Genomic DNA, 23,826 nt, shown 5'->3' with positions numbered 1-23,826 from the left:
AGTGTTTTTATTAAAAATGGTTTCGCTCTTCTTGTATCGCTTTCTTACAATTAGTAAATTTTGTTTTTTATCATAAAATGAAATTAAGTAGGTTACCTAAAGAAGAATTCTATAATTCTATTTCACATTTAATAGGTGCATTTCTTTCGCTGTTAGGGTTATTCTTCTTGTTAAAAAAGAATAGTTCCAATAGTAGTTTAGTAGTTATAAGTATTGTCGTATATAGTATTTCATTGATTTCTATGTTCGTTATTTCTGCATGTTACCATGCGGTGGAAAGAAATACGGTTAAAAGCAAATTAAGAATTCTAGATCACGCAAATATTTATTGGTTGATCGCTGGTACGTATACACCGGTTTCCCTAATTACTTTAGCCGATGGTAATGGTTGGGAGATATTTTATGTTGTTTGGGGCATTGCTATAATAGGTACCGTGCTTAAACTCTTTTTTACGGGAAAGTATGAGTTTCTCTCATTGATTTTATATGTTGCCATGGGGTGGATGATCGTTTTCGATTTTGGAAACCTGATTTTAAATACTACCGATCTAGGAATTATTTTATTGATTTCAGGAGGATTGTTCTATACGTTGGGTATTATTTTCTACGCCATTCAAAAAATACCTTTCAATCATTTTATTTGGCATTTATTTGTACTGGCAGGCGCAATTAGCCATTGGTTTTTTATCTATTTAGATGTAGTATAGAACAAATAGGTTTATGACCGATGAATAATACCCAAGAAACAAAAGTAAGGGCTTTGTAAGGGCAAAAAACGATTATGGTTGGATAATATCTTTATATTCTGTATAAAATGCTTCGAAAGCTGCCATATTCTTGTTTAGAAATTCCATTGTCTCGCGCCAAGTGTTTTTATTGTGAATGGATACCTTGTCTTTAATAAGGTATACCCTTGATATTTCTTTGTGATTATCCAATAGGTGATAATCTTCAAAATGTGCATCGGGCAGATAATCAGAAATTAAGATAGATTTTAAGGAGACAATTTTTTCCCACAGTTCTATACGTTTATTTAGATCGCCTTCAATGTCTAAAGAGACCATAGCCTTTTTTACATCAAAGTGAAATTTAAAGGAAAGTCCCTTGATTTTGGTTTTATATAAAATCCATTTTCTGGGATAGGATTTGCCAAATGAAATCCAGAACTCTTCTCGTAATTTTCTTGATTCTTCTTTACTGAACATTTATAGAAAATAAGCGATTGTTATGCCAAGTAAAATTACTATCATTTTTCTCAAGTTAAATTTATGCCCTTCTGAACTTTCGAACAGTATTACGGTAGAAATATGCAAAAGCACTCCTATAACCACTGCATTCAACTCATTTTTAAAGGAAAGTATTATATCTACATTGTTGGATAAATAAGTGCCTAAAGGCGTCATAAGAGAGAATAATACCATAAATAAGCCTGCGTATATTGGTTTTAGTTTAGAGTTTAGTAGAAAAACACTTAGTATAATGGCAATAGGTATTTTATGAATTAGAATACCATAAATGATGGTTCCGTGGTCAGAAATAGGGATACCGTCCAGTAATGAGTGTAAAGTTAAACTTACGAATAAGAGCCAAGGGAAAGTGGTGTTTTCTCCAGATAAATGTACATGCCCATGTTCTGCACCTTTTGAAAAAAATTCTAAAAAAACCTGTAAAAGGATACCTAGCATAATGCATATGCCAATCAGCTTTGTATTTGAACTTGCGTATACTTCTGGTAGTAATTCAAAAATGGTCAGTGCTAATAGAAAGGCCCCACTAAAAGCTAATAACAATCTAAAATGCTCTTTTTTCTTGGGTTTGACGATTACAACAAAAAGAAAGCTTAACAGTACCCCAAGAATTGGTAAAATATAAATCATCTATAATTTATTTCGTATTTGATTAGAGAGCTGAACCTTTCTCTGCGTCAAAATTAGTGTATTTTTGCGCTACGCTAAAAATAGCTTATGGGTAATAATTTTAAAATGGTGGCCAAGACACTTTTTGGCTTTGAGGAAATACTGGCCAAGGAACTAAGAAACCTTGGTGCAGGCAATGTAAAAGAAGGTGTGCGTAATGTTTCTTTTGAGGGAGACAACGGTTTTATGTACAAGGCGAACCTATGTCTTAGAACGGCTATTAAAATTATAAAACCAATACACTCGTTTCAGGTAAGTAACGAAAATGACCTTTATCGTAAAATTTATAGAATGGATTGGTCGGAGTACCTTTCTGTCAATGATACCTTTGCCATTGATACTACGGTAAATTCGGATAATTTTACACATTCACTTTATGTTTCTCAAAAAACAAAAGATGCTATTGTTGATAGATTCAGGGATACGGATGGTAAAAGACCGGATGTTGATGTTAAGAACCCTGATTTACGGATAAATATTCATATTCATAAAAATAACTGTAATGTATCTTTAGATAGTTCGGGTAGTAGCCTACATCATCGAGGGTATAGAACAGCTACCAATATAGCTCCAATAAATGAGGTGTTGGCCGCAGGTCTTTTGCTGCTGAGCGGTTGGGACGGACAATGCGATTTTTTAGATCCCATGTGTGGAAGTGGAACCATGTTGACCGAGGCGGCTATGATTGCCTGTAATATTCCTGCCAATATCAACAGAAAAGGGTTTGCCTTTGAAAAATGGTACGATTTTGATGAGGAGCTGTACAATAAAATCGTGGATGCAAGCCTTAAAAAAGCACGAGAGTTTCATCATAACATTATAGGTTATGACAAAGCGCCGTCTGCCGTAAGAAAGGCCGAAGATAACATTGAGAACGCTCATTTGTCTGAGTATATCACCGTAGAGAGAAAAGATTTTTTTAAAACAAGGAAAGAAACCGTAGGACCGTTACATATCTGCTTCAACCCGCCCTATGGGGAGCGTTTGGATATTGAAATGGAAAATTTTTATAGTGCTATAGGTGACACGTTAAAACAGGGGTACCCAGGTACCAATGCTTGGCTGATAACATCTAACTTAGAGGCTTTGAAATTTGTGGGACTTAGGCCTTCTAGAAAGATAAAAGTTTTTAATAGCCACTTAGAATCAAGACTGGTAAAATACGAGATGTACGAAGGAAGTAAAAAAGCCAAACACAACAGATCTTAAATAAATGAAAGCAAAACAAAAGGCATTAATTTTTAATTTTATCGGATTTGCCGTTATTTTTTTGTTGGCAAGATTTGGTCTCGCATTTATTTCAGATATCAAACCAGTTTATATCTCTATTCTTTCGGCTATAATAGCAATGGTCGTATCTCCTAAATTTGCGGTGGCTCAGATTAAAGGAAAAGAAAAACTAATGATGAAGTGGATTTTTATTAAAGAGATCAAAGAACTATAGTTATTGTTCTTTTTCCAGTTCTTCTATTTTCTTCTCAGTTTTTTTATTCTTCTTATATAGAGGCAAGAAGTATGAAATTGAGTAGTTATAACCTACTCCGAAGTTGCTTCCGTCGGTAACCTTGTTAAAACCGGGAATCCATAGGTTGGGGAAACGATCGTCTCCTCCATCACTATTTGATACCAAAAAACCCAATCTAATACTGGCGCCCATAAAAATATTCGCAAATAATTCTACTTTGGTACCAAAAACAGCTTCGACCCAAACTGCGGTTCTTCCAGAAAATTCTTCAGCAACATTAGAGCCATCTGAAAAAGAATCTGGATTCCAGTATCTATTGGAGTCGTAATATTGATAATTGTTCAAGGTTTGGCTAAATGAGCTAAAAGCCAAACGTCCGCCCATATGGATAGAATTTTGTTCTCCGTACCAATTGGCATACGTATTATTGTCAATACCAACTTTTATATAACTTCCGGTAGTAGTAAAGTTGTATAGGTCCTCTTGTTTGGTTTTGTCCTCCGTTCCAAGTTCGGCAGCAATATATAGTTTTTGTGTAAGTCTATAATCTGCTACGATCTCGAATCCTTTATAATTGTCATCAAGCGCCGAGATTATAGGTCTGCTCAAGTCTATACCAGCCCTAATGCCGTAGGCCTGTTTGTAAACCACCGTATCTTTTGGTTTTGTATCAATGGGTTTGCTTTGTGCAATAGAGGATATTACACTTAGAAAAATAAAAATACTAGTGAAATATCTTAACATGGGTAGAATCTGAGTTTGTAAAATTACTTATGACGACCTCAATGTCGGCTATCCAAGGTTCGCTGTCCGTTTGCACATTTGCCGATAGATTTGAATAACTTATAACGAAGCCACAGGCACGTGAGGCAAAATCCTCGATACGTTCGTAATTAAACGTAACCGTATCTATATTACCTGTTTCTGCTCCTGATTCATCAGAGGCAGAATCTGAAATTAGCAGAAAAGTTGTTTCGTCTTCATCGGTTTTTAACGGAAGGGTGATGGTATTTAAATCGGATCTGTCAGAAATCGTGTTTACTGTGGTGCTTTGGCCTTCGCCTACCACACGTAGGGCAGTTACACTTTTTAATTCTGTAGTATCGGAAATATCATAAAATTCGATAACTAATAGAGGGGTGTCCCCTTCAATACATATATCATCCTTTTCACAGGAGGCGACCATGAGAATACCGAGTAAAATAAAAACAAACAATCGAAATTTCGCCATGCTATTTTTTCTTTTCCAAAAGTACAACATTTTCAACATGGTGCGTTTGTGGAAACATATCAACAGGTTGCACTTTTACCACATTGTACATATCTTTCATTAACGCTAGGTCCCTGGCCTGTGTGGCACTATTGCAGCTAACATAGACCACTCTTTCTGGGGATACGTTCAAGATTTGCTGAACCACATCTTTATGCATGCCATCTCTTGGGGGGTCTGTTATAATAATATCCGGCACCCCGTTTTCGGCAATGAACTGTTCGTTAAAAACATTTTTCATGTCGCCCACATAAAAATCTACATTATCTATTTGATTGCGGGTAGCATTGGCCTTTGCATCTGCAATAGCTTCCGGTACCGATTCTATACCTACTACTTTTTTTGCCTTTTGGGCCACGAATTGGGCAATGGTTCCTGTACCTGTATACAGGTCGTAAACAAGTTCATCGCCTTTAAGGTCGGCAAATTGTCTTGTTATTTTGTAAAGCTCGTATGCCTGGTCAGAATTGGTCTGGTAGAAAGATTTGGCCGTTATCTTAAATTTAAGGCCTTCCATTTCTTCAAATATATGATCGCGCCCATTAAAACATACGATTTCTTGGTCATAAATGGTATCGTTCTGCTTTTGGTTGATTACGTATAAAAGAGAGGTTATCTCGGGGAAGGTTTCTTTAAGATGGTTCAATAAAAGCTCTCGTTTGACCTTATCGTCCTCATAAAACTGTATCATCACCATCAGCTCACCTGTAGATGCGGTACGGATCATAAGGGTTCTGAGCAGACCGTGCTGGTGTCTGGGGTTAAAAAATGACAATCCGTTCGCTATGGCAAAATCACGAGTCGCTAGCCTTATGGCATTTGAAGGATCACGTTGTAAATGACATTTCTTGACGTCCAATATTTTGTCCCACATACCCGGAATATGAAAACCTAAAGCATTTTTATCGGTTATTTCCTCGTCAGAGTTTATTTCATCCAAGGTTAACCATCTACTATCGGAAAATGAAAACTCCATCTTGTTTCGATAGAAATATTGTTCTTTAGAACCCAGAATAGGGTCAATTTTGGGTAGATCTAAGTGGCCTATGCGTTTTAGATTGTTCTCAACTTCTTTTTGTTTGAAAAAGAGTTGGTGCTCGTAGCCCATATTTTGCCACTTACAGCCTCCGCAGACACCAAAATGTTGGCATTGGGGAGAAACTCGCTTGTCCGATAAAGTATGAAACTTTATAGCGGTTCCTTCAAAATAGGCTTTTCTCTTTTTGGTGGTCTGAACGTCCACTATGTCCCCTGGAACAGTATTGGTCAAAAAAATGACCCTTCCGTCTGGTGCCTTTCCAATAGTCTTTCCTTTTGCTCCGGCATCTATTACTTCGACATTTTCGAATACCTGCCGCTTTTTCTTTTTTCGCATAGCGCAAAAATAAATGGTTTCTTTGGAATGCGAATATAGTTATGGATAGTATTAACAATGAATGTGGGCGTTCGTCGATATTGTTTATTTTGATAACTTAAATTTGTATTTTTGACACCCTTCAAGGATGATTTCTCTCCCACGCTGCTTTTTCGAGTCTTCGAAAGAATAAAGGTACAGTAGGAATGGTTATTTTATCAACTTTAATTTCATAATGAAATGGCTATTTTAGAGCAATTAACATCGCAACAAGCGATAGATTTAGAGAACAAGTATGGAGCACACAATTATCACCCGTTACCAGTAGTACTGAGCAGAGGTGAAGGTGTGTATGTATGGGATGTTGAAGAAAAGAGGTATTACGATTTTCTTTCTGCCTATTCGGCAGTAAACCAAGGGCACTGCCACCCAAAAATTGTAAAGGCAATGACCGATCAGGCCCAAAGATTGACCTTGACTTCAAGGGCTTTTTACAATGATATGTTGGGCCGATATGAAAAATATGTGACTGAGACTTTCGGGTTCGACAAATTGTTGCCTATGAATACGGGGGCGGAAGCTGTAGAGACAGCCTTGAAAATCTGTAGAAAATGGGCTTACGAGAAAAAGAAAATATCAGAAAACGAGGCACAGATCATTGTCTGTGAAAATAATTTTCATGGTAGAACCACTACTATCATATCTTTTAGTAACGATCCCATAGCACGTAAGAATTTTGGACCGTATACCGACGGATTTATTAAGATAGAGTACGATAATCTTGAAGCCTTGGAAGCGGCTTTGAAATCCAATAACAATGTTGCTGGGTTTTTGGTGGAACCTATTCAGGGAGAAGCTGGCGTTTATGTACCTACTGAAGGCTACTTGAGCAAGGCTAAGGCACTGTGCGAAGAATATGGGGTTCTTTTTATAGCTGATGAAGTGCAAACAGGTATTGCCAGAACTGGTAAAATGTTAGCAGTTGATCATGAGAATGTAAAACCTGATATCTTGATTCTAGGTAAAGCTCTTTCTGGAGGGGCCTATCCTGTGTCGGCCGTTTTGGCGGATGATGGTGTAATGGGAGTTATACGTCCGGGTAACCATGGTAGTACTTTTGGCGGAAACCCTATAGCGGCAGCAGTGGGTATGGCGGCTCTGGAAGTTGTTAAGGAAGAAAATCTTGCTGAAAATGCGTTCGAGTTAGGCGAACTCTTTAGATCAGAGTTAAATAAATTTATACCAACATGTGATTTGGTAAATAGCGTTAGGGGCAAAGGTCTTTTAAACGCAATTTTGATCAACGATACCGAAGATAGTTCTACTGCTTGGGATATTTGTATGGCATTGAAAGAAAATGGATTATTGGCCAAACCTACCCATGGCAACATTATAAGGTTTGCACCGCCCTTGGTGATGAACCGTGAACAATTGATGGATTGTGTTTCCATTATTATTAAGACACTCTCCGAATTTAAAAAATAGAAATAAAAAAATCCTCGATGTACATCGAGGATTTTTTTTATCGCTGGTATTATATATAATTAAAATTCTCCTTGCGACGATGCCATCACTAAAGCGACAATGGCACCAAAGTAAATAATGGCGAAAATTAAATAAACAAGGGCAAGGCCTAATCCGATATAGGATAGGATCCTTCCTGTTTTCACATTTTCGAAACCACTATAAACATTATCCGAATCGGTTTTATAGGCATTTTCGGCTTTTTTAGCATTGCTCAAACCGATAAAACTAAATATAGCACCGAACGGACCACAACAGAATATGGTCAATACAATGGATAATATTCCGAATGTTAGAGCATTACTTGCTCCTGGTAAAGGTTGATTGGCCATATATATTTATTCTTCGATTCCCCATTGTTCTAAAATCTGGCGAGATTGTTCCATTTGTGCGTCCCAACCGGTATTGTAGATAGACCAGGCAGTCATTAAAAAATAGATTATACCTAATACAAGAACCACGATAGCAATTATTTTTGCGGTTTTTAAAGTACTGTAGTTAGAATAATCTTCTGGATTTGCTCTATAGGTTTTTTCATCTTTCTGAGCAAGAAATAGTCCTATACCTCCTAATAATATTCCTGGTAATCCTGCGAAGCAGCAGCAAACAAAGCCAAGAATGGATAGTACTATGATAATAGTAACGTTGGGTAATTTTTGTTGTTCCATAATTTTAAAGGTTTAGTTATATGAATTTTAGTGTGTAATTAATTATTATAGTCCCCGCTGTTATTATCATTAACACATTAGTGATCAGATTGGAAAATTTGATGTTGACAGATTTGTTTATCAGTAAAAATAAGAACAGTAAAAGCATGGGGTATATGCCGGGATACATCTTAAAGGCGGAAACAAATTCACCTCTAATTAAAAAAAGAAGAGATCTTTGCAGGCCACAACCGGGGCAATCCATGTCAAAGACCTGTTTGGTAAAGCAAGGAAGCATATAGTTTTCAATACCTAAGAAGTATAAAAAAGTTAAAAATCGCATATTTGTTAATTGTTCTAAAGCCGAAAATTACCATTATTTTTGACTAATCAAAACAAAATTTTGGCAGATTTAAAAATAGGAGACAGGGTAGAGGCCATTGATGATGTGGTCAGTGGTGAGGTCATTAAGATCGACGGTTCCATTATTACCGTTAATAGTGATGATGGTTTTCCTTTACAATTCGATGAAAGTGAATTGGTAAGAATAGCCGATGATATAAAGGTGAGCAACTATGAAGTTGCCTTGGTTAAAAAAGAAAAGGAACTTCCTAAAAGGAAAAATACAAAGGTCGTAAAACCCAAAGAAAGGAATATGCCGAAAATGGAGGTTGACCTCCATATTAATCAATTGGTTAAAAACCCAAAAAAATTAAGTAACCACGACATGTTGAACTTGCAATTGGAGACAGCCAAAAGACAGTTGGATTTTGCTATACGCAAGCGGATACAAAAAGTTGTTTTTATACATGGGGTAGGAGCAGGCGTATTAAAAGAGGAGCTACATTACCTATTTAAAAAGTACGAAAATGTGAAGTACTACGATGCCGATTATCAGAAATACGGTCTGGGCGCCACCGAAATTTATATTTATCAGAATTATTGATTACTATAAACTTGTGGTTATAACCCCAAATTCGTTGATGCTCAAGTCTGTTATTCTATTGTCGTTGTCGGTTACCAATGAAATACCGCTTAATGCTATGGTATGCTGAAACGTTACTGAGTCTATGGCTACGGTAGTAATATAAATTTGTCCGTCTTCGGCATTGACCTCTGTTAATACTGTTGGAGATACAGGAGGGACATCGTCGCAAAAATAGCTAGAGGTTACGTCATCGGAAAATACACGGTAAATCACAGACCCCGATTCATCTACTTCAACAACAATATCCTCGGTCGTAGCTTCATTTTTTATCGCTTCACTCGGAAGTTCTATAATCAAGGCCTCGTCTCCATTTATCTTAAAAAGAACATTGGATGATGTTGTGGATATTTCATCACAATACTGAATAGTCTCAATACTGTCAAAATCTAGGGTTTCTATTTCTAGGTCACCATCGTTGCAAGAAAACAATAGTGTAAAGAGAATAATACCGATGCATTTTTTCATGATTCAAATTTAAATTAAATATTGGATATGCCGAGAAAGCTTTAAACTCATTTAAGTGTAAATTAACTTAAATTAAATTATTTTTGTCCCCTTTAAAATGACGGTGAGAGCAATGAAACATGTTTATTTAGATAATGCGGCTACAACAAGGGTTAGGGACGAGGTAATTGCCAAGATGCAAGATGCATTGATGAAGGACTATGGTAATCCGTCATCTACCCACAGTTTCGGAAGAACGGCCAAAACGGCGATAGAGAGCGCAAGAAAGACCATTGCAAAACGAATGAACGCTCATCCTTCAGAGATTATTTTTACTTCTGGCGGTACAGAGGCAGATAATATGATACTGAGGTGCGCAGTCAAAGATTTGGGAGTACAGACCATAATTACCAGTAAAATTGAACACCACGCGGTGCTTCATACGGTCGAAGATTTAAGGGATAATGGCCTAATAACCTTAGAGTTTGTGGATCTTGATGCCGATGGGTGCCCAAAACAGGACCATTTAAAAGAATTGCTTCAAAAGGACGATAGCAAGAAGCTGGTAAGTTTAATGCATGTGAACAATGAAATAGGTAATAAGATTGATGTTCTATCCATTGCTAATTTGGTGAAAGAACATGGAGCTCTTTTTCATTCCGATTCTGTACAGTCCATTGGGCATTTTGAATGGGACGTTAAAGAGGTTCCCGTAGATTTTTTAGCCGCCGCCGCACATAAATTTCATGGGCCAAAAGGGATTGGTTTTGCCTTTATCAGAAAAAATTCTGGACTTGGTTGTATGATATCCGGCGGGTCTCAAGAAAGGGGATACCGAGCCGGTACCGAAGCCTTTCATAACATTGTAGGGTTAGAAGAGGCTTTTGTTTTGGCGTATGACAATTTAAGGGAAGAACAACAATACGTGTCGGACCTAAAAAAATACTTTATCGAAAAAGTAAAGGCGGAAATACCCGATGCCAAGTTTAACGGCCTTTCCGGTAATATGGATAAGAGCACCTATACTTTGGTAAATGTTTGTTTACCGGTAACCCCAGAAAAAGGGTTGATGCTATTGTTTCATTTAGATATTAAAGGTATCGCCTGTTCTAAAGGTAGTGCGTGTCAGTCGGGAAGCGACAAGGGTTCGCATGTACTGTCGGAAATATTGAGTGAGGAAGATTTGAAGAAACCATCATTGCGTTTCTCTTTTTCAAAATATAACACAAAAGAGGAGATAGATTATACGATAAGCGTATTAAAGGAGTTTACGCTGCAATAAGGTAGCAGCTTCTTATTCTTTTCTGTCCTTTTTTCTCTCTTTTTCGTAAGGGAATTTTCTAATGGCAAGTTTCATCATTTTATCAATTAGGTCAGTGGTGTTCTTGCCTGTTTTTTTATTGATTTCCTTTTCGTACTTCCAGAGTAACTTACCAGTATCACCATCACTGATCTTAACACCTATACGACCATAATCGGCGTTTCCAGAAAAATAATCGGTGATACTAAAATCCGTAGAGACCCCTTTTGATAAAAGAACTTTTAAGTCGATGGTACCGCTAATGACCGCATCAACACCTAATATTTCACTTAATTGTTTTGTCGTGTATACATCAATATTACTATAATCGATATTGTTCTGGGCCAAAATAGCTTTGGTATCCTTGGTGTTTTGAAATTCTACCGACAATTTCTTTTTCTTCTTTCTTTTAGAGAAATAAGTTTCCAGGGCATTCTGAACGGCATAGCCTTCTTTTTCTTCCAAAGATTTTAAATCTTCGGCCGTGGCATTGATTTTTAAATCTAAATTGGTCAGAAATGGCAGTATTGCCAGTACTTTGTGGTTGCGGCTCAATTGGTCGAACCGGGCATTTTCATAAATATTCTTTTGAGCGTTTACGGTAACGCTACCTAATAATATTAAGAAGAAAATTATTTTTTGCATAGTAATTACAATCTCATTTGTAGTCTTAAATTAAGAACTCTGGACGTAAGGTAATTAGGCACGGCATACTCATTTTTGCTATCTACGTCACGTACCCATGTGTTTGTTATGGAATTTTGATTGTTGAACAGATTAAAAATCTCAAAACCAACACTTAGTTCTTTAAAAGAACGTAACCAATGATTACTATCAAAGGTTTTGTTCTTGCCTACAAAAATATAGGAAATTCCTAAATCTGCACGCTTATAATCTCTTAATCTATTCTGAAAAATATAAGGGTCGGCATAACTAGGGGAACCGCCAGGCACACCTGTACTGTATATCAAGTTCAAATACATTTTTAAATCGGGAATATTTGGAATGTAATCTTGAAAAAGAATCCCCATTTTAAGGCGTTGATCGGTGGGTCTGGAAATATAGCCCCTGTTGTCTCTATTTTCTTTGGTTTGCAGATAGCCTAGGCTTATCCACGATTCGGTGCCCGGAACAAAAGCTCCGTTCATTCTTAATTCGGCTCCATAGACATAGGCTTTTGCACTGTTATCGGCACTGTACCTTATACGAACATCTTCTAGTGTATATGGATTTACATTATCCAATTTTTTATAATAGCTTTCGGTGATAAGCTTAAACGGTCTGTTCCATAACAAAAAACTGTATTCGTTACCTAGTACCAAATGTAAAGATCTTTGTGCCTTAACGTTTGGGTTAACGGTACCGGTACTGTCTCTTAGCTCTCTATAAAAAGGAGGTTGGTGGTATACACCTCCAGATACCCTAAAGAGCATGTCTCTTTTCCAATTCGGTTTAATGGTGAATTGTGCTCTTGGGCTAAGAACGGTCTGTGCTACTTTTTCAACATTTTTGCCGCTTACTGTCCAATGTTGAGTCCTAAGCCCTAGATTATAATAGATGTTATGTTCTTTCCATTTTTTTTGGATCCCTACCTGTACATATCCTGAAAAGCGATTTGTTTTAACAAAATTGGTCGCGTTTACGTTCTGGTAGGCTACCAAAGGGGCATTAAAAGGTGTTTCTGGTTGATCGTTTATGAATTCGCTAGTAGGGGGGCGGACCGAAAATCCTAAGGAATCTATAAATTCAGATTCTCTGAGCTGATCTCTTATATCTTCATGGGTGTATTTGATCCCCCATTCTAATTTTGTATCGTTTTTTTGGTGAATGCCCTTGTGTTCAAGATTAAATATCAAGGCATCTAGATCGTTTCTAGATCTATTGAACTGTGACCCTACGCCCCTTGTATTGGTGGCTCCGCCATAATTATCACTAGTTGGGTTACTGTCCACCTCTCCTAATTCATAGGAGGCCACAACATCTGAATACTCCTCTTCTGTGGTATGGTAAATAGAGGATATTAATTTAAGGGTAGTATTCTCGTTTAAATAGTAATTTCCTTTTAAAGCTCCGAGGGCTGTGCTATAACGATTTACCTCGGATCCCTCATAAAAAATGGTAAGAGCTTGGGGAGCATCAAAAGTGCCGAAATTTGTTTGTCGTTGAAAGGGCTCGTTCTTGTAGTTGTTGACGGAAATATTTCCTAAAAAGTTAAGGTTGAATTTTTTGGAGAATTGATAGGTCATATAATTTTGAACGTCCGTAAACGAAGGCCTGATATTACTCTGGGTCTGTAGGCTATTTAACAATAAGGCGTTGTTTCTATAGCGTACGCCTGTAATACTACCGAATCTTTTGTTTTTTGATCTTGTTTCCAAACTGGCGCTAACTCCTAATAAACTAATATCACCTTTAATGGAGAGCGAAGATGGAGTTTTGTAAGTGATGTCCAGTACCGATGACAGCTTGTCGCCATACTTGGCTTGGAAACCTCCCGATGAAAATTTGACATCCTGTGTTAGGTCGCTGTTTACGAAACTTAGGCCTTCTTGTTGTGCGGATCTGATCAAGAACGGACGATATACCTCTATTTCATTAATGTATACCAGGTTTTCATCATAGTTGCCACCTCGTACCGAATATTGTGTGCTAAGTTCGTTATTGGAGGTAACGCCCGGCAGTAATTTTAAAATGTTCTCTACACCTGCATTGGCCCCGGGTATTTTTCTTGCTTGTTCAGGTGAAATAGATAGAATACCGTTTACCTCTTTTTTGCCGTTTGGCGTCACGGTTACTCCATCTACCTGAATGGTATTTGATTTCAACACCGGATTAAACTCAAAAGTCTCGTTGGTGCTTAGTAAAAGGTTTTTTAATACCACCTTTTTATGCCCTAGATGGGTAAATGTAATAGAAACCTTCGTGTCGGAAAGTACGTTTAAAATATAAAAACCGTTTTCGTCGGAAGCGGTTCCGTTTTCTTCTGAGATAATATTTACGTTAGATAAAGGTTCATTGTCCTCGTTCAATACAACCCCCGTAATAGTGGCATTCTGCGCAATACTATAAGTATGGCAGAATAATATGAGCAGAAAAAAATGTTTACAAAATCCCAAAGATTTTATTTTCTATAAAAGGAAGTCGACAATGTACTTGTATTGCCTACATTATCTGTAACGGTAACTACAAGTTTACATTGTTTCTTATCTAAGATCTTATCATCAAAATTATAGGTAAGTGTATTTTTTTTGGGTTCGTACTCCATTAAGATCCATTCGCCGTTCAAGGTGGCGGAATAGGTGTTAATGCCGCTTAGGTCGTCAGATATATGAATGCTTAAATATTTATAATTGTTAAGCCACTGTTTTTCTTTGAAATTCTTGGTCCTGATCTTTGGTGGAACAGTATCTTTTGCCAAAGTATACGTGCCCAGGTATCTGGTTCTGGCGGTGAATGTATTGCCTCTTTTATAGGTACTAACATAACTAGGTCTTAACCTGCTGTCCAGTCTGGCGATAAAGAGCTTTTTACGTTCTTCTTGGGTGTATTTGTCCACATCAAATGTGATGGTGAAGTTTCTGTGTGCCGGAACCGTATTTCTATGAATGCCAACAGTATCTTTTCCCTTTTTTAAATCAATATAAAAGTCTTCATAAAAAGTGTTTTCGGGAAAATAAACCTTGGCACCTCCCAAATCAAAGTTATTGGGCTTTTTGGCGATAACAAAATTATCCGTTTTGTCATTGTCCTTTGTTATTTTGATTTCTTCTCTTTTTCCTTCGATAGGAATGTTAACGGTAACATCGTTTCCCTTATAATCCTTGATCAATAGTTGAACGTTGTAACTTAAACCTTCTCTTATATCAATGGTTCCATTGTTGTAAAGCTCTTTGTATATACTTAGGTTATTGCCTGGGGACCTAAATGTTTTTTGTATTCTTTGCCTGTATTTGCCATAATACTCATAATCTATCAACGTGTTAATGTATCTGGTCTCGCCAAAAGAAAAAGATTCAAAATCATATGAACTATAGGTTTTTCCGTTAACCGTCAAAGAGACCGAGTACACCCCGTTTTTATTTGCTGCCATATCTTGGCGGTCAAAGCCAACGAATCCGATACCGATCTTTCCCAAGGCATTTATTTTGTTGGTCAAATAGGTGCCGTCTGGTTGTCTGCTGTAATTAATTTGAATTTTATCGGTACTTTGGTTTACTTGTGCGTCTTTAGATAGGGGGTATACGAACAATTTTTCTAAGGTAGGGTTGGTCGCATCGGCCACATCTATGCCATATAACAATGGATTTGTAGGTTTTTCTGAAATACTACTTCTTATTTCAAAGTGAAGGTGAGGCCCAGAAGACCCTCCTGTATTTCCACTATAAGCGATAAGCTCCCCTTTCTCTAGCTTTAACTCTCCGTAATCCGGAAAGACTTCAACTTCGTATGACTTTTTTTTATACTGTAGTTTTTTGATATAGGCTTCTATTTTTGGGGAAAACTTTTGAAGGTGCCCATATACAGAGGTATACCCGTTTGGATGTGCTACATAAATGACCTTCCCGTACCCCCAAAGCGATACTTTTATTCTTGTAATAGTACCGTCTCCGATACTGTATACCGGAAGACCTTCTCTTTGTTGGGTTTTGATGTCGATACCGGAATGAAAATGGTTGGAACGCAATTCGCCAAAGGTTCCTGCCAAAATTATTGGTATATCCAAGGGAAGCCTAAAGGCATCTTTGGGATAATTCTCCTGACCGAACAAATTCATGGAAAAGATCAATAGTAATGTGGTGGCAATTTTTTTCATAGCAAATACAAAGTTGGTACGAAAATAAATAATAGCCATCAATTGGTGAAAGTTGAAGAAGGTAAATATAACAAATGTCCATAAGGTCTAATGTTTGTGGTGGTTTAAGTAATTCACAAAAGAATATTTATAAAAAGTATTGCTAAGTCAATAAACGAATGTTAACTTTGTGTAAATCGCATCAAATTTGTGTATGGGCGAATTAATTCAAATCGTTGATTCCTTAGAGAATAAGATTAGCAAGTTGCTTCATAGATTGGAAGTTCTTAACAAGGCTAATAAGACGCTGGAAAATGAATTGATGAGTATAAAGGCCGATCAAGAGAAAACTCAGCAAATGGTTTCCGAATGGGAGGAAAAATATAATTCGCTCAAACTTGCAAATACGATGCTTGGCAGTAATACAAATAAAACAGAAGCTAAGCTTAAAATAAATACATTGATAAGAGAGTTGGACTATTGTATAGCGCAGCTTTCGGAATAATGTTAACGATATGTCAGAAAAGCTCAAAATAAAGCTTTCCATTGCCGATAGGGTCTACCCATTAACGATAGATCCCAGCCAAGAGGAAGGTTTAAGGAAAGCGGCCAAAAATATAGAACATTTGGCCAAAAAGTTTGAGCAAAATTATGCTGTTAGGGACAAGCAAGATGTTTTGGCCATGTGCGCCTTACAGTTTGCCTCTAAGATAGAGCAAAAGGGCATAGAACAAACCGAAGGAACCAAAAAAGCGGAGGAACGTTTAAAAGCCCTTGCCGATTTGGTCGATTCACAGCTGGCTACAAAATAAAAACGTTCTTTAAAATACATTAAGTTACTGCCCACATTGGTATTATCTTTTGACGAACTCAACATTAATTTGTTTAAAAAGGGTGAGTTTAGGTTGTAAAAGCAAGCCTTACTTGTATAAGGATCCTTGATCAGTCTGTTAGCCCTAAACCTGTTTACCGGAGTTTGTACAAAACTTCTCCAATGTGGGCTTTTTTTTTAAATATATATGACACTATGGATAGTACAATGATTATAATAGTAGGTATTATAGGTTTGGCAATTGGTTTCGCGATCGCCAAGTTTATGGAAAAAGGCAAGGCCTCTAAAACAATAGCCAATGCAAAAAAAGAGGCGGCCCATATTGTGAAAGAGGCTAAAATAGAAGGGGAGAACATTAAAAAGGATAAGATCCTACAGGCAAAGGAGAAGTTTTTGGAATTGAAGGCCGAACATGAAAAGGTCATTATCAATAAAGACAAGAAAATTGCCGAAGCAGAAAAAAGAACAAGGGACAAAGAATCACAGATAAGCAGTGAGCTTGCCAAAAACAAGCAATTGAATGCTCAGCTGAACAATAAACTGAAAGACGTTGAGCATAGAAAAGAGTTTTACGAGAAAAAGCAATCAGAGGTAGATAGGCTTCACAAGAGTCAAGTTCAGCAACTGGAAGTTATATCTGGGCTTTCTGCCGAAGAAGCTAAAAGTCAGTTGATAGAAAGCCTCAAGGACACGGCTAAGACCGATGCCATGGGGTATATTCAGACGACGGTGGAAGAGGCCAAACTTACGGCGCAACAAGAAGCAAGAAAAATAGTGATCAACACTATTCAGAGAATAGGAACCGAAGAGGCCGTTGAGAATTGTGTTTCTGTTTTCAATATAGAATCTGATGATGTTAAAGGTAGGATCATTGGTAGGGAAGGAAGAAACATTAGGGCGCTTGAATCTGCGACTGGGGTAGAGATAATAGTAGACGATACTCCTGAAGCGATTATTCTGTCCTGTTTCGATTCCGTAAGAAGAGAAGTCGCAAGGCTGTCGTTGCACAAGTTAGTGACCGATGGTAGAATACACCCGGCAAGAATCGAAGAGATAGTTAAGAAGACCGAAAAGCAGATAGAGGCCGAGATAGTAGAGATAGGAAAACGTACGGTTATAGATTTAGGTATACACGGATTACATCCAGAACTTATTAAAGCGGTAGGTAGAATGAAGTATCGTTCTTCTTATGGGCAGAATTTATTGCAACACTCGCGTGAGGTTGCCAAGCTTTGTGGTGTTATGGCCTCTGAATTGGGTCTTAATCCGAAAATTGCTAAAAGGGCAGGTTTGTTACACGATATAGGTAAGGTGCCAAATACCGAGGCAGAAGTAGAAACACCACATGCTATCTTAGGTATGCAGTGGGCCGAAAAGTATGGAGAGAAACCGGAAGTGTGCAATGCGATAGGGGCACACCATGACGAGATAGAAATGAAAACATTGATATCTCCAATAGTGCAGGTTTGTGATGCCATTAGCGGTGCTAGACCTGGAGCAAGAAGACAGGTATTGGATTCTTATATACAAAGACTAAAAGACCTTGAAGAAATAGCCTTTGGTTTTAGCGGTGTACAGAAGGCTTATGCGATACAGGCCGGTAGAGAGCTTAGGGTAATCGTAGAAAGTGAAAAAGTGAACGATGAGAGGGCGGCCCAGTTATCGTTTGAGATTTCTCAAAAAATACAAACCGACATGACGTATCCCGGACAAGTAAAAGTTACCGTAATTCGAGAAACAAGGGCGGTAAACGTAGCAAAGTAATAAAACAGATAGTTATAAAAAAGAGGGCCAATGGCCCTCTTTTTTTATGGATATAATTTTTTATTCTATTTGGTGTCCATGACTAATAAAAGATAATCCTTGTTGGCCATAAGTAGATATCATTATAGCTTCAAAAATAGGTTTGCTGGTCGATGGCTCTACCGCCCACTCAAAGATGAAATTGGCCCCTGTGCCTCCCTTTTGATCAAATTCTGCAATAACTATTTCTAAGGTTTCCAGTTCATCTACAGCTATGGGCGCATCAACGTAAGAGTGTAATTTTTTGCCATGGGTATCGTAGTAGTCCGCTCTTATTAAATAGCTTTTCGCGTCAGAATTTGTATTTCGTATACTTACCGTGGCGGTCAGGTCTAAAGACGTGTGTTCGGTGTAACTATAAACTTGAGAGTAGACCGATAGATATGATTTTCCGTATATCAAAGAGTCTATACTTTTTAAGTTTACCTCTTTATGCGACCAATCTACGGTAGATAACGGTTCTTCCTCATGTTTTTTAAAACTATCAAAATCGCCACAACTAGCTAAAGATACTAGGGTTATAAGAGCTAAACTTTTTTGAACATATGTTTTCATTGCTATATTATAAAAAGGTTAGTTTATAAAACAAGTATGCAGTGTTGTCATTAACGAATATTTATAGAATATAACCATCTACTCTTCTTCAGGACCAGTCTCTTCCTCGGAGACCTTTTGAAGGTTATTTTGAAGGATATTCAGTTTCTTAAGTTTGTTTTTCCATGAAGTCAGGGCCTCTTTATGGCTCTCTACCCTTTTTATTACGTCTTTTACCAAAGGATTGTTTTCCGAATCGTTAGAGAAAAACTGAAGGTTGTTCTCTAATTGGCGGATTTCATTTTTACTTTCCTCTATTTTTTTTCTGATAAAACTACGTTCTTTTTGAATGGCCCTTTCTTGGTTGTCATCTTCTTTCAGCTTTTGGATCTTATTGCCATACTTTAGTAGTTCTGATTCTTGAGGACTAATATTTAGCTTGTTAAAAAGAGCGTCTATTATTTTATTGAACTTTTGGTTTATGTTCTTTTGTTTAAAGGGTACATGGCCGATGGCTTTCCAATCTTCTATGAATTTTTTGATACTCTGCAAATCGGCTTCCCTTTCGCCACTAAGTTCAAACGCCTTTAAATTGGACAATATAGCTTCCTTTTTTTCTAAATTCTCAGACTCTTCTTTATAAGAATCGTTCTTTGAAGCATGCAAGCGGTCAAAATAGTGGTTGCAAGCTTCTTTGAACTCTTTCCATAATTTGTCGGAAAACTTTCTAGGTACATGGCCAATTTTTTTCCATTCGCTTTGAATACGTTTCATTTCTGCAGTGGTGCTGTCAAAGTCATCACTATCCTTTAATGAAACCGCAATCTCTAAAAGAGCTCTTTTTTTGTCAAGGTTTTCTTGTTGTTCCTTTTTTAGGTTCTTGTAGAAGGCATTTTTGTTTCTATTGAAACTTCTGACCGCGGTCTTAAATGCTGACCATGTTTTTTCGTTGTCTTTTTGGGGTACTTTGCCTGCCTTAAAGAATGATTCCCTAAGCTCCTCTAGCTGCTTTATCTGTTTTTGTAATTCTCTATGATTGTTTGCGATATTTTCCGAGAGTTTTTTAATCTCTTCGATAATACCATTTTTCTTTTCTAGATTTTGTTCGTTAAGCTTGTCCAGCTCTTTGAAGTATTCTTGCCTTCTTTCATGTATTACTTTGGTGGCATTACTGAACCGTTGCCATATTTCTTCTCTATGTTCTTTTCCTACAGGCCCAATATCTTCTTTCCAGATTTTATGCAGTACCTGTAATTCTCTAAAAGCTTTGTTTAGGTCGGGTTCGGCTGCCAAAGCTTCCGCTCTTTCTACGATTTTTTGTTTTTCTTCTAAATTGTGTTTAAAGTCAAGGTCTCTAAGTTCTCTATTTAAATGAAGAAAATCATAAAAAATTTCAATATGATGGTGATAGGTACGCCATACATTGTTGTACTCCGTTCTAGGTATGGGGCCGGCATTTCGCCACTTCTCCTGTATTTCCTTAAAATTCTTATAGGTGGTATTTATATCTTCTTCAACATTGACAAGGCCTTTTAAATTCTCGATGAGTTCTAGCCTGTACGCCAAGTTTTCTTTGTGGCTTTTTTCTAAATTTTTATAATGTTGATTTCTCTTTTCACGATATTCGGCATAAACTTCATTAAACTGTCTTTTGGTTACAGAGTTATATTTAAAGTCTATTTCATTGCCACCGTTCGCGATAAAATCTTCCTTTTTCTGTTCAATAAAATCTTGGAATTTTAAATTGAACTCATCGCGAATACTGTCCACATGCTTTTTAATAGCTTGTACCTTTTCGTTTCGAATCAACCTTTGCAGTTCTCCGACCAAGTTTTCCATTGACATCGAATGGTAGTCCAACAAAGGAATTTCATGGCGCTTTTGCGTATCGGTATCCTCCGCATCCTCTGCGTTGCTTTCTTCTATCTCGTCCAAGACTTCCAATTCCTTTTGGGTTTCTGACGCGTTGTCGGATTCCTCGACAGTCTTTTGTTCCTCCGCTTTTTCTGCGTTTTCCTTTAAATTGGATTCTTCCGCATTGGCAACTTTAGGGTTGTCTTCTATCACTTTTTTCTCAGGTATTATGTTTTTTTTCTCTTCTGACATTTTCCAATATTAGGTGTTTACAATATAGTAACAACGATAAGAATTGCAAAGAATATAACTGTTCTTTTTGATTTGTGCAATAGGTCAATGTTCTTGTGAAATATTTTATTCCCCGTATTTTGTTAAAATGGGAATTGATTTGTTTGTAGAGCTTTTAGGTAGCTTTATTTTGACTATCTATTCCATATTTCCCATGCTTTTTCTGCTTGAAACTCCAACATTTTTAATCCGTTTAATATGGTAGCTCCCCTTGCTTGTCCATTTTGTAGAAAAGCACTTGTTTCTGGGTTATATATTAAATCGAACAAAAGATGTTTTTTGTTTATGTGGTCATATGGTATGTTGGGCTTGTTGTTTACATCGGGGTAGGTTCCCAAGGGAGTGCAATTTATTATGAGCAGACGGTCTTCGATAATGTCTTTTGTCAATTCGGGATAGGTGTAACCGTCCTCCCTTTTTGACCTAGAAACGAATTTGAAGGAAATTCCCAAGTTTTTTAAGACATATGCAATGGCTTTTGACGCTCCGCCCGTACCTAATATCAAGGCTTTTTTATGATGTGCTTTAAGGTAAGGCTCCAATGATCTTTGAAACCCGTAGGCATCGGTGTTGTAGCCCGTCATGAAACCTTTGTTGAACTTGACCGTATTGACGGCACCTATTTCGGCAGCGGCATCATCTAAATTTTCTAAAAAGGGAATAATCTCCTCTTTGTACGGTATGGTAACGTTTAAACCTTTTAGGTTTTCTGTTTGGGCTATTAGGTCATTTAGTTCGGAGATGTTTTCTAGGTCAAAATTTACATAGCTATAGTCGTCTAGACCTAAATCCTCGAATTTTTTAGCGAAATAACCTCTGGAAAAAGAGTAGGAAATATTTTTGCCTACCAATCCGAACTTATGTGGTTCTTTTTCTGTTTTTTCCATACCAATCTAAAAGTAATAATATGCTGACACCAAAAATAATAAAAAAGAACGCCCACCACGTTTCGGAAATATCTAGGTGCGGAAGATATCGTTCGTAGTTCGTTATTATTTCTTTTCCGTTCGAGTCAAAAAGAATATCGCCGTTGATGTCCTTTTTAAAGACGGCCTTTTTCCACGGCCATACAACCCCTAAAGACCCTGTTATAAAACCTAAAATTACCGCAGTGGTAATATGCTTGTAATGTTTGAGTACATAACTTAGAATATGTGACAAGGTAACTAGGCCCGTGGCGGACCCTAATGTGAAAACTGCCAGTATTTTTAAGGTTCTTAGACGTTCTGTATTAGAGGTGAAACTAAAGTCTCCTATTAAAATTTCTGAAAACGTATCGTAAAGTGCGTTTACCGAGTCTACTAATAACAAGACGTAATTTCCCAATAAAATAAGGATAAAAGATCCCGAGAGCCCTGGTAATGTCATACCTGATACACTGATGATGCCACAGAAGAAAATAAACAGGAGATTGTCGTTTTCTTTGGCAGGATTTAAAAAACTGATGGATATGCCTACGGCCAGGCCAATTAGGGCGGCAGGTATTGTCCTTTTTGTCCAATGCCCAAAATCTTTTCCGATATAATAGATAGACCCTAGGATCATTCCAAAAAAAGCTGCCCATACAAATAGTTCCTTTTTTTCAAGAAAGTAGTCCAAAACTTTTGAAATGCTGAAATAACTTACCAGCATACCAAAGATCAATAAGGTGAGAAACGAGCCGTTGATGTATCTATAGAAGCTTTTAAATCTACCGTTGACCAATAATTTTAAGGCCTTTCCGTTGATTTTTTGAAGCGAATAAATAAACTCTTCATAAAATCCGGCTACAAAAGCGACGATACCGCCAGAAACACCGGGAACTTTATTGGCGGCACCCATACAAAGTCCTTTGATGATTAGGAATAGTTTATCCTGTAAGGTTCGTGATTCGTTCATTGGGGAGCTCTCTTACTTTTTTGAAGCAGTTTTTTCCAATATAAAAATAAGGGAAAAACCTATGAGCGCAGCAAGGATGGCATAGAATATTTGAGGATCGCCCTCATAGCTCAGTGGAGAGGTGTTGGTATCTATAATTACTGTTTTTTCACCGTAGACCTTTGTTTCTAAAACTCTCTTCCAGGGCCATATTTTGTTTAAAGAACCTACGATGAAACCAGTTAGAAGGGCCAATGTAATATTCTTGTAATTAGTGAACATCCATTTTAAAAGTTTGGCAAAACTGAGAAGGCCAAAAACGGCTCCTACACCGACGGTAATAACTATTTTAATATCCCTTTCATGAACGGCATCCAATATTGTTTTGTAAGAACCTAGTAAAACCAAGATAAAGGCTCCAGAGATACCCGGTAAGATCATGGCGCAAACGGCCAACGCCCCCGACAAGAACAAAAAGGGTAGACCGTCGATATTTTCGCTCGGCGGTAAAGTAGTAATAAAAAAAGCGATCAGCGCTCCCGATACAAGGGCCGTAATGGTTCCTACATGCCACTTTTGAATTTCTTTGCCTACAAAAAATACGCTTGCGGCGACCAAACCGAAAAAGAACGACCAAAGTAAAATGGGTTCGTTTTCTAGTAACCAACTTACGAGGGTGGCCAACGAAAAAAGGCTGATGAATATTCCCGTGAAAAGGGCTAGCAAGAAATTGCCGTTTACCTTGCCCCAAACCGTTTTAAAGCCATCGGCTTTCCAAGTCTTTAATAAGCCTAGGTTTATGCTGTTTATAGAGGATATCAGTTCTTCGTATATGCCTGAAATAAAGGCAATGGTGCCACCGGATACCCCAGGTACAACATCTGCCGCACCCATGGCCATACCTTTCAGGATAATAAATATATAGTCTAATAAATTTCTATTTCCCATAGTTTAG

At 37.4% G+C, this 23,826-nt stretch carries 26 protein-coding genes and 1 other RNA gene; 10 read left to right on the top strand and 17 right to left on the bottom strand.

The genetic code is table 11. The features are described 5' to 3' along the window. Positions 1-77: 77 nt before the first annotated feature. Complete coding sequence (locus J8L85_RS15075; protein ID WP_211018620.1) at positions 78-707, top strand: hemolysin III family protein; 630 nt, start codon at positions 78-80, stop codon at positions 705-707. Positions 708-779: 72 nt separating this feature from the next. On the opposite strand, the gene J8L85_RS15070 is transcribed toward J8L85_RS15075, so the two are convergent. Together J8L85_RS15070 and J8L85_RS15065 are read right to left on the bottom strand one after the other, a co-directional pair. Beyond that, positions 780-1,205: a DUF4268 domain-containing protein gene (locus tag J8L85_RS15070; protein ID WP_211018619.1), complete on the bottom strand. Its 426-nt coding sequence runs from the start codon at positions 1,203-1,205 to the stop codon at positions 780-782. After that, entirely contained in the window at positions 1,206-1,877 is a 672-nt protein-coding gene (locus tag J8L85_RS15065) for a ZIP family metal transporter (protein WP_211018618.1), read from the bottom strand. An 87-nt stretch (positions 1,878-1,964) separates the two neighbouring features. Between J8L85_RS15065 and J8L85_RS15060 the strand changes: the two genes are divergently transcribed. Next, positions 1,965-3,125, top strand: coding sequence for a THUMP domain-containing protein (locus tag J8L85_RS15060; RefSeq protein WP_211018617.1), 1,161 nt, complete (start codon positions 1,965-1,967; stop codon positions 3,123-3,125). A gap of 4 nt (positions 3,126-3,129) precedes the next feature. Further along, positions 3,130-3,360, top strand: a complete 231-nt coding sequence (locus J8L85_RS15055; protein WP_211018616.1) for a hypothetical protein — start codon at positions 3,130-3,132, stop codon at positions 3,358-3,360. Here J8L85_RS15055 and J8L85_RS15050 read toward each other — a convergent pair whose 3' ends face one another. From J8L85_RS15050 to rlmD, 3 genes are read right to left on the bottom strand one after another with little or no spacing between them, the layout of a single operon-like run. Continuing rightward, positions 3,361-4,125 carry a DUF6048 family protein gene (locus J8L85_RS15050; RefSeq protein ID WP_211018614.1) on the bottom strand — a complete coding sequence of 255 codons (765 nt, stop codon included), beginning with the start codon at positions 4,123-4,125 and terminating at the stop codon, positions 3,361-3,363. Next, positions 4,106-4,612: a DUF6452 family protein gene (locus tag J8L85_RS15045; RefSeq protein ID WP_211018612.1), complete on the bottom strand. Its 507-nt coding sequence runs from the start codon at positions 4,610-4,612 to the stop codon at positions 4,106-4,108. Before J8L85_RS15045 ends, J8L85_RS15050 begins: the two co-directional genes overlap by 20 nt. Position 4,613: 1 nt before the next feature. Beyond that, positions 4,614-6,026, bottom strand: coding sequence for a 23S rRNA (uracil(1939)-C(5))-methyltransferase RlmD (rlmD, locus tag J8L85_RS15040; protein ID WP_211018610.1), 1,413 nt, complete (start codon positions 6,024-6,026; stop codon positions 4,614-4,616). A 219-nt stretch (positions 6,027-6,245) separates the two neighbouring features. Here rlmD and rocD point away from each other — a divergent pair, with 219 nt between their 5' ends. Beyond that, positions 6,246-7,490, top strand: coding sequence for an ornithine--oxo-acid transaminase (gene rocD / locus J8L85_RS15035; protein ID WP_211018608.1), 1,245 nt, complete (start codon positions 6,246-6,248; stop codon positions 7,488-7,490). Between the two features lie 59 nt (positions 7,491-7,549). Here the strand turns inward: rocD and J8L85_RS15030 are convergent, their stop codons facing one another. The 3 genes from J8L85_RS15030 to J8L85_RS15020 are packed head-to-tail and all read right to left on the bottom strand — an operon-like array spanning position 7,550 to position 8,474. After that, a complete protein-coding gene (locus tag J8L85_RS15030; RefSeq protein WP_211018606.1) occupies positions 7,550-7,861 on the bottom strand; it encodes a CCC motif membrane protein in 312 nt (103 codons plus the stop codon). A gap of 6 nt (positions 7,862-7,867) precedes the next feature. Continuing rightward, on the bottom strand, positions 7,868-8,197 hold the full coding sequence (locus tag J8L85_RS15025; RefSeq protein ID WP_211018604.1) for a CCC motif membrane protein: 330 nt from the start codon (positions 8,195-8,197) through the stop codon (positions 7,868-7,870). Positions 8,198-8,213: 16 nt separating this feature from the next. Further along, positions 8,214-8,474, bottom strand: a complete 261-nt coding sequence (locus J8L85_RS15020) for a DUF2752 domain-containing protein (protein WP_282103043.1) — start codon at positions 8,472-8,474, stop codon at positions 8,214-8,216. A gap of 105 nt (positions 8,475-8,579) precedes the next feature. Between J8L85_RS15020 and J8L85_RS15015 the strand changes: the two genes are divergently transcribed. Continuing rightward, positions 8,580-9,122, top strand: a complete 543-nt coding sequence (locus J8L85_RS15015; protein ID WP_211018601.1) for a Smr/MutS family protein — start codon at positions 8,580-8,582, stop codon at positions 9,120-9,122. 3 nt (positions 9,123-9,125) lie between these two features. Here J8L85_RS15015 and J8L85_RS15010 read toward each other — a convergent pair whose 3' ends face one another. Next, the gene (locus J8L85_RS15010) at positions 9,126-9,629 is read right to left on the bottom strand and encodes a hypothetical protein (protein ID WP_211018600.1); all 504 of its coding nucleotides are present in this window, start codon (positions 9,627-9,629) and stop codon (positions 9,126-9,128) included. 112 nt (positions 9,630-9,741) lie between these two features. Here J8L85_RS15010 and J8L85_RS15005 point away from each other — a divergent pair, with 112 nt between their 5' ends. After that, positions 9,742-10,890, top strand: a complete 1,149-nt coding sequence (locus J8L85_RS15005; protein WP_211018599.1) for a cysteine desulfurase family protein — start codon at positions 9,742-9,744, stop codon at positions 10,888-10,890. A 12-nt stretch (positions 10,891-10,902) separates the two neighbouring features. Here J8L85_RS15005 and J8L85_RS15000 read toward each other — a convergent pair whose 3' ends face one another. Genes J8L85_RS15000 through J8L85_RS14990 form a run of 3 tightly spaced genes read right to left on the bottom strand, consistent with a single transcriptional unit; the run spans position 10,903 to position 15,721 of the window. Then, positions 10,903-11,553 (bottom strand): hypothetical protein, encoded by a 651-nt coding sequence (locus J8L85_RS15000; protein WP_047245889.1) that lies wholly within the window; start codon positions 11,551-11,553, stop codon positions 10,903-10,905. Between the two features lie 5 nt (positions 11,554-11,558). Next, on the bottom strand, positions 11,559-14,024 hold the full coding sequence (locus J8L85_RS14995; protein WP_247656690.1) for a carboxypeptidase-like regulatory domain-containing protein: 2,466 nt from the start codon (positions 14,022-14,024) through the stop codon (positions 11,559-11,561). A gap of 5 nt (positions 14,025-14,029) precedes the next feature. Beyond that, positions 14,030-15,721 (bottom strand): M23 family metallopeptidase, encoded by a 1,692-nt coding sequence (locus tag J8L85_RS14990; RefSeq protein ID WP_211018598.1) that lies wholly within the window; start codon positions 15,719-15,721, stop codon positions 14,030-14,032. A 193-nt stretch (positions 15,722-15,914) separates the two neighbouring features. Between J8L85_RS14990 and J8L85_RS14985 the strand changes: the two genes are divergently transcribed. The 4 genes from J8L85_RS14985 (at position 15,915) to rny (ending at position 18,296) form a co-directional block, all read left to right on the top strand. After that, positions 15,915-16,205: a hypothetical protein gene (locus J8L85_RS14985; protein WP_211018597.1), complete on the top strand. Its 291-nt coding sequence runs from the start codon at positions 15,915-15,917 to the stop codon at positions 16,203-16,205. Positions 16,206-16,215: 10 nt separating this feature from the next. After that, positions 16,216-16,512: a cell division protein ZapA gene (locus J8L85_RS14980; RefSeq protein ID WP_211018596.1), complete on the top strand. Its 297-nt coding sequence runs from the start codon at positions 16,216-16,218 to the stop codon at positions 16,510-16,512. Between the two features lie 56 nt (positions 16,513-16,568). After that, a non-coding RNA gene (gene ssrS / locus J8L85_RS14975) (6S RNA) lies at positions 16,569-16,678 on the top strand. Between the two features lie 49 nt (positions 16,679-16,727). Then, positions 16,728-18,296, top strand: coding sequence for a ribonuclease Y (rny, locus tag J8L85_RS14970; protein ID WP_211018594.1), 1,569 nt, complete (start codon positions 16,728-16,730; stop codon positions 18,294-18,296). Positions 18,297-18,356: 60 nt separating this feature from the next. Here rny and J8L85_RS14965 read toward each other — a convergent pair whose 3' ends face one another. The 5 genes from J8L85_RS14965 to J8L85_RS14945 all read right to left on the bottom strand — a co-directional run bounded on the left by J8L85_RS14965 (position 18,357) and on the right by J8L85_RS14945 (position 23,819). Beyond that, positions 18,357-18,890: a DUF3124 domain-containing protein gene (locus tag J8L85_RS14965; RefSeq protein ID WP_211018593.1), complete on the bottom strand. Its 534-nt coding sequence runs from the start codon at positions 18,888-18,890 to the stop codon at positions 18,357-18,359. A gap of 78 nt (positions 18,891-18,968) precedes the next feature. Further along, positions 18,969-20,975: a DUF349 domain-containing protein gene (locus tag J8L85_RS14960; RefSeq protein ID WP_211018591.1), complete on the bottom strand. Its 2,007-nt coding sequence runs from the start codon at positions 20,973-20,975 to the stop codon at positions 18,969-18,971. Between the two features lie 173 nt (positions 20,976-21,148). Continuing rightward, complete coding sequence (locus J8L85_RS14955) at positions 21,149-21,901, bottom strand: shikimate dehydrogenase (protein WP_211018588.1); 753 nt, start codon at positions 21,899-21,901, stop codon at positions 21,149-21,151. After that, complete coding sequence (locus J8L85_RS14950; protein WP_211018587.1) at positions 21,873-22,892, bottom strand: DUF368 domain-containing protein; 1,020 nt, start codon at positions 22,890-22,892, stop codon at positions 21,873-21,875. The genes J8L85_RS14955 and J8L85_RS14950 overlap by 29 nt, the downstream gene beginning before the upstream one ends. 12 nt (positions 22,893-22,904) lie before the next feature. Further along, entirely contained in the window at positions 22,905-23,819 is a 915-nt protein-coding gene (locus tag J8L85_RS14945) for a DUF368 domain-containing protein (RefSeq protein WP_211018586.1), read from the bottom strand. Between the last annotated feature and the right edge of the window lie 7 nt (positions 23,820-23,826).

It is taken from the genome of Maribacter sp. MMG018 (assembly GCF_018100785.1).
In the GTDB taxonomy this organism is placed as follows: domain Bacteria; phylum Bacteroidota; class Bacteroidia; order Flavobacteriales; family Flavobacteriaceae; genus Maribacter.
Note: the sequence above shows the minus strand (reverse complement) of the source record. Positions and strands in the feature narration are given on the sequence as shown.

Coding starts and splice junctions, on each gene's coding strand:
- rocD (WP_211018608.1), top strand. CDS start 6,246: ATGGCTATTTTAGAGCAATTAACATCGCAACAAGCGATAGATTTAGAG.
- J8L85_RS15000 (WP_047245889.1), bottom strand. CDS start 11,553: ATGCAAAAAATAATTTTCTTCTTAATATTATTAGGTAGCGTTACCGTA.
- J8L85_RS15055 (WP_211018616.1), top strand. CDS start 3,130: ATGAAAGCAAAACAAAAGGCATTAATTTTTAATTTTATCGGATTTGCC.
- J8L85_RS15005 (WP_211018599.1), top strand. CDS start 9,742: ATGAAACATGTTTATTTAGATAATGCGGCTACAACAAGGGTTAGGGAC.
- J8L85_RS14945 (WP_211018586.1), bottom strand. CDS start 23,819: ATGGGAAATAGAAATTTATTAGACTATATATTTATTATCCTGAAAGGT.
- J8L85_RS14980 (WP_211018596.1), top strand. CDS start 16,216: ATGTCAGAAAAGCTCAAAATAAAGCTTTCCATTGCCGATAGGGTCTAC.
- J8L85_RS15025 (WP_211018604.1), bottom strand. CDS start 8,197: ATGGAACAACAAAAATTACCCAACGTTACTATTATCATAGTACTATCC.
- rlmD (WP_211018610.1), bottom strand. CDS start 6,026: ATGCGAAAAAAGAAAAAGCGGCAGGTATTCGAAAATGTCGAAGTAATA.
- J8L85_RS15020 (WP_282103043.1), bottom strand. CDS start 8,474: ATGCTTCCTTGCTTTACCAAACAGGTCTTTGACATGGATTGCCCCGGT.
- J8L85_RS14990 (WP_211018598.1), bottom strand. CDS start 15,721: ATGAAAAAAATTGCCACCACATTACTATTGATCTTTTCCATGAATTTG.
- J8L85_RS15060 (WP_211018617.1), top strand. CDS start 1,965: ATGGGTAATAATTTTAAAATGGTGGCCAAGACACTTTTTGGCTTTGAG.
- J8L85_RS14960 (WP_211018591.1), bottom strand. CDS start 20,975: ATGTCAGAAGAGAAAAAAAACATAATACCTGAGAAAAAAGTGATAGAA.
- J8L85_RS14985 (WP_211018597.1), top strand. CDS start 15,915: ATGGGCGAATTAATTCAAATCGTTGATTCCTTAGAGAATAAGATTAGC.
- J8L85_RS15050 (WP_211018614.1), bottom strand. CDS start 4,125: ATGTTAAGATATTTCACTAGTATTTTTATTTTTCTAAGTGTAATATCC.
- J8L85_RS15030 (WP_211018606.1), bottom strand. CDS start 7,861: ATGGCCAATCAACCTTTACCAGGAGCAAGTAATGCTCTAACATTCGGA.
- J8L85_RS14965 (WP_211018593.1), bottom strand. CDS start 18,890: ATGAAAACATATGTTCAAAAAAGTTTAGCTCTTATAACCCTAGTATCT.
- rny (WP_211018594.1), top strand. CDS start 16,728: ATGGATAGTACAATGATTATAATAGTAGGTATTATAGGTTTGGCAATT.
- J8L85_RS15010 (WP_211018600.1), bottom strand. CDS start 9,629: ATGAAAAAATGCATCGGTATTATTCTCTTTACACTATTGTTTTCTTGC.
- J8L85_RS15070 (WP_211018619.1), bottom strand. CDS start 1,205: ATGTTCAGTAAAGAAGAATCAAGAAAATTACGAGAAGAGTTCTGGATT.
- J8L85_RS15075 (WP_211018620.1), top strand. CDS start 78: ATGAAATTAAGTAGGTTACCTAAAGAAGAATTCTATAATTCTATTTCA.
- J8L85_RS14950 (WP_211018587.1), bottom strand. CDS start 22,892: ATGAACGAATCACGAACCTTACAGGATAAACTATTCCTAATCATCAAA.
- J8L85_RS14955 (WP_211018588.1), bottom strand. CDS start 21,901: ATGGAAAAAACAGAAAAAGAACCACATAAGTTCGGATTGGTAGGCAAA.
- J8L85_RS15065 (WP_211018618.1), bottom strand. CDS start 1,877: ATGATTTATATTTTACCAATTCTTGGGGTACTGTTAAGCTTTCTTTTT.
- J8L85_RS15045 (WP_211018612.1), bottom strand. CDS start 4,612: ATGGCGAAATTTCGATTGTTTGTTTTTATTTTACTCGGTATTCTCATG.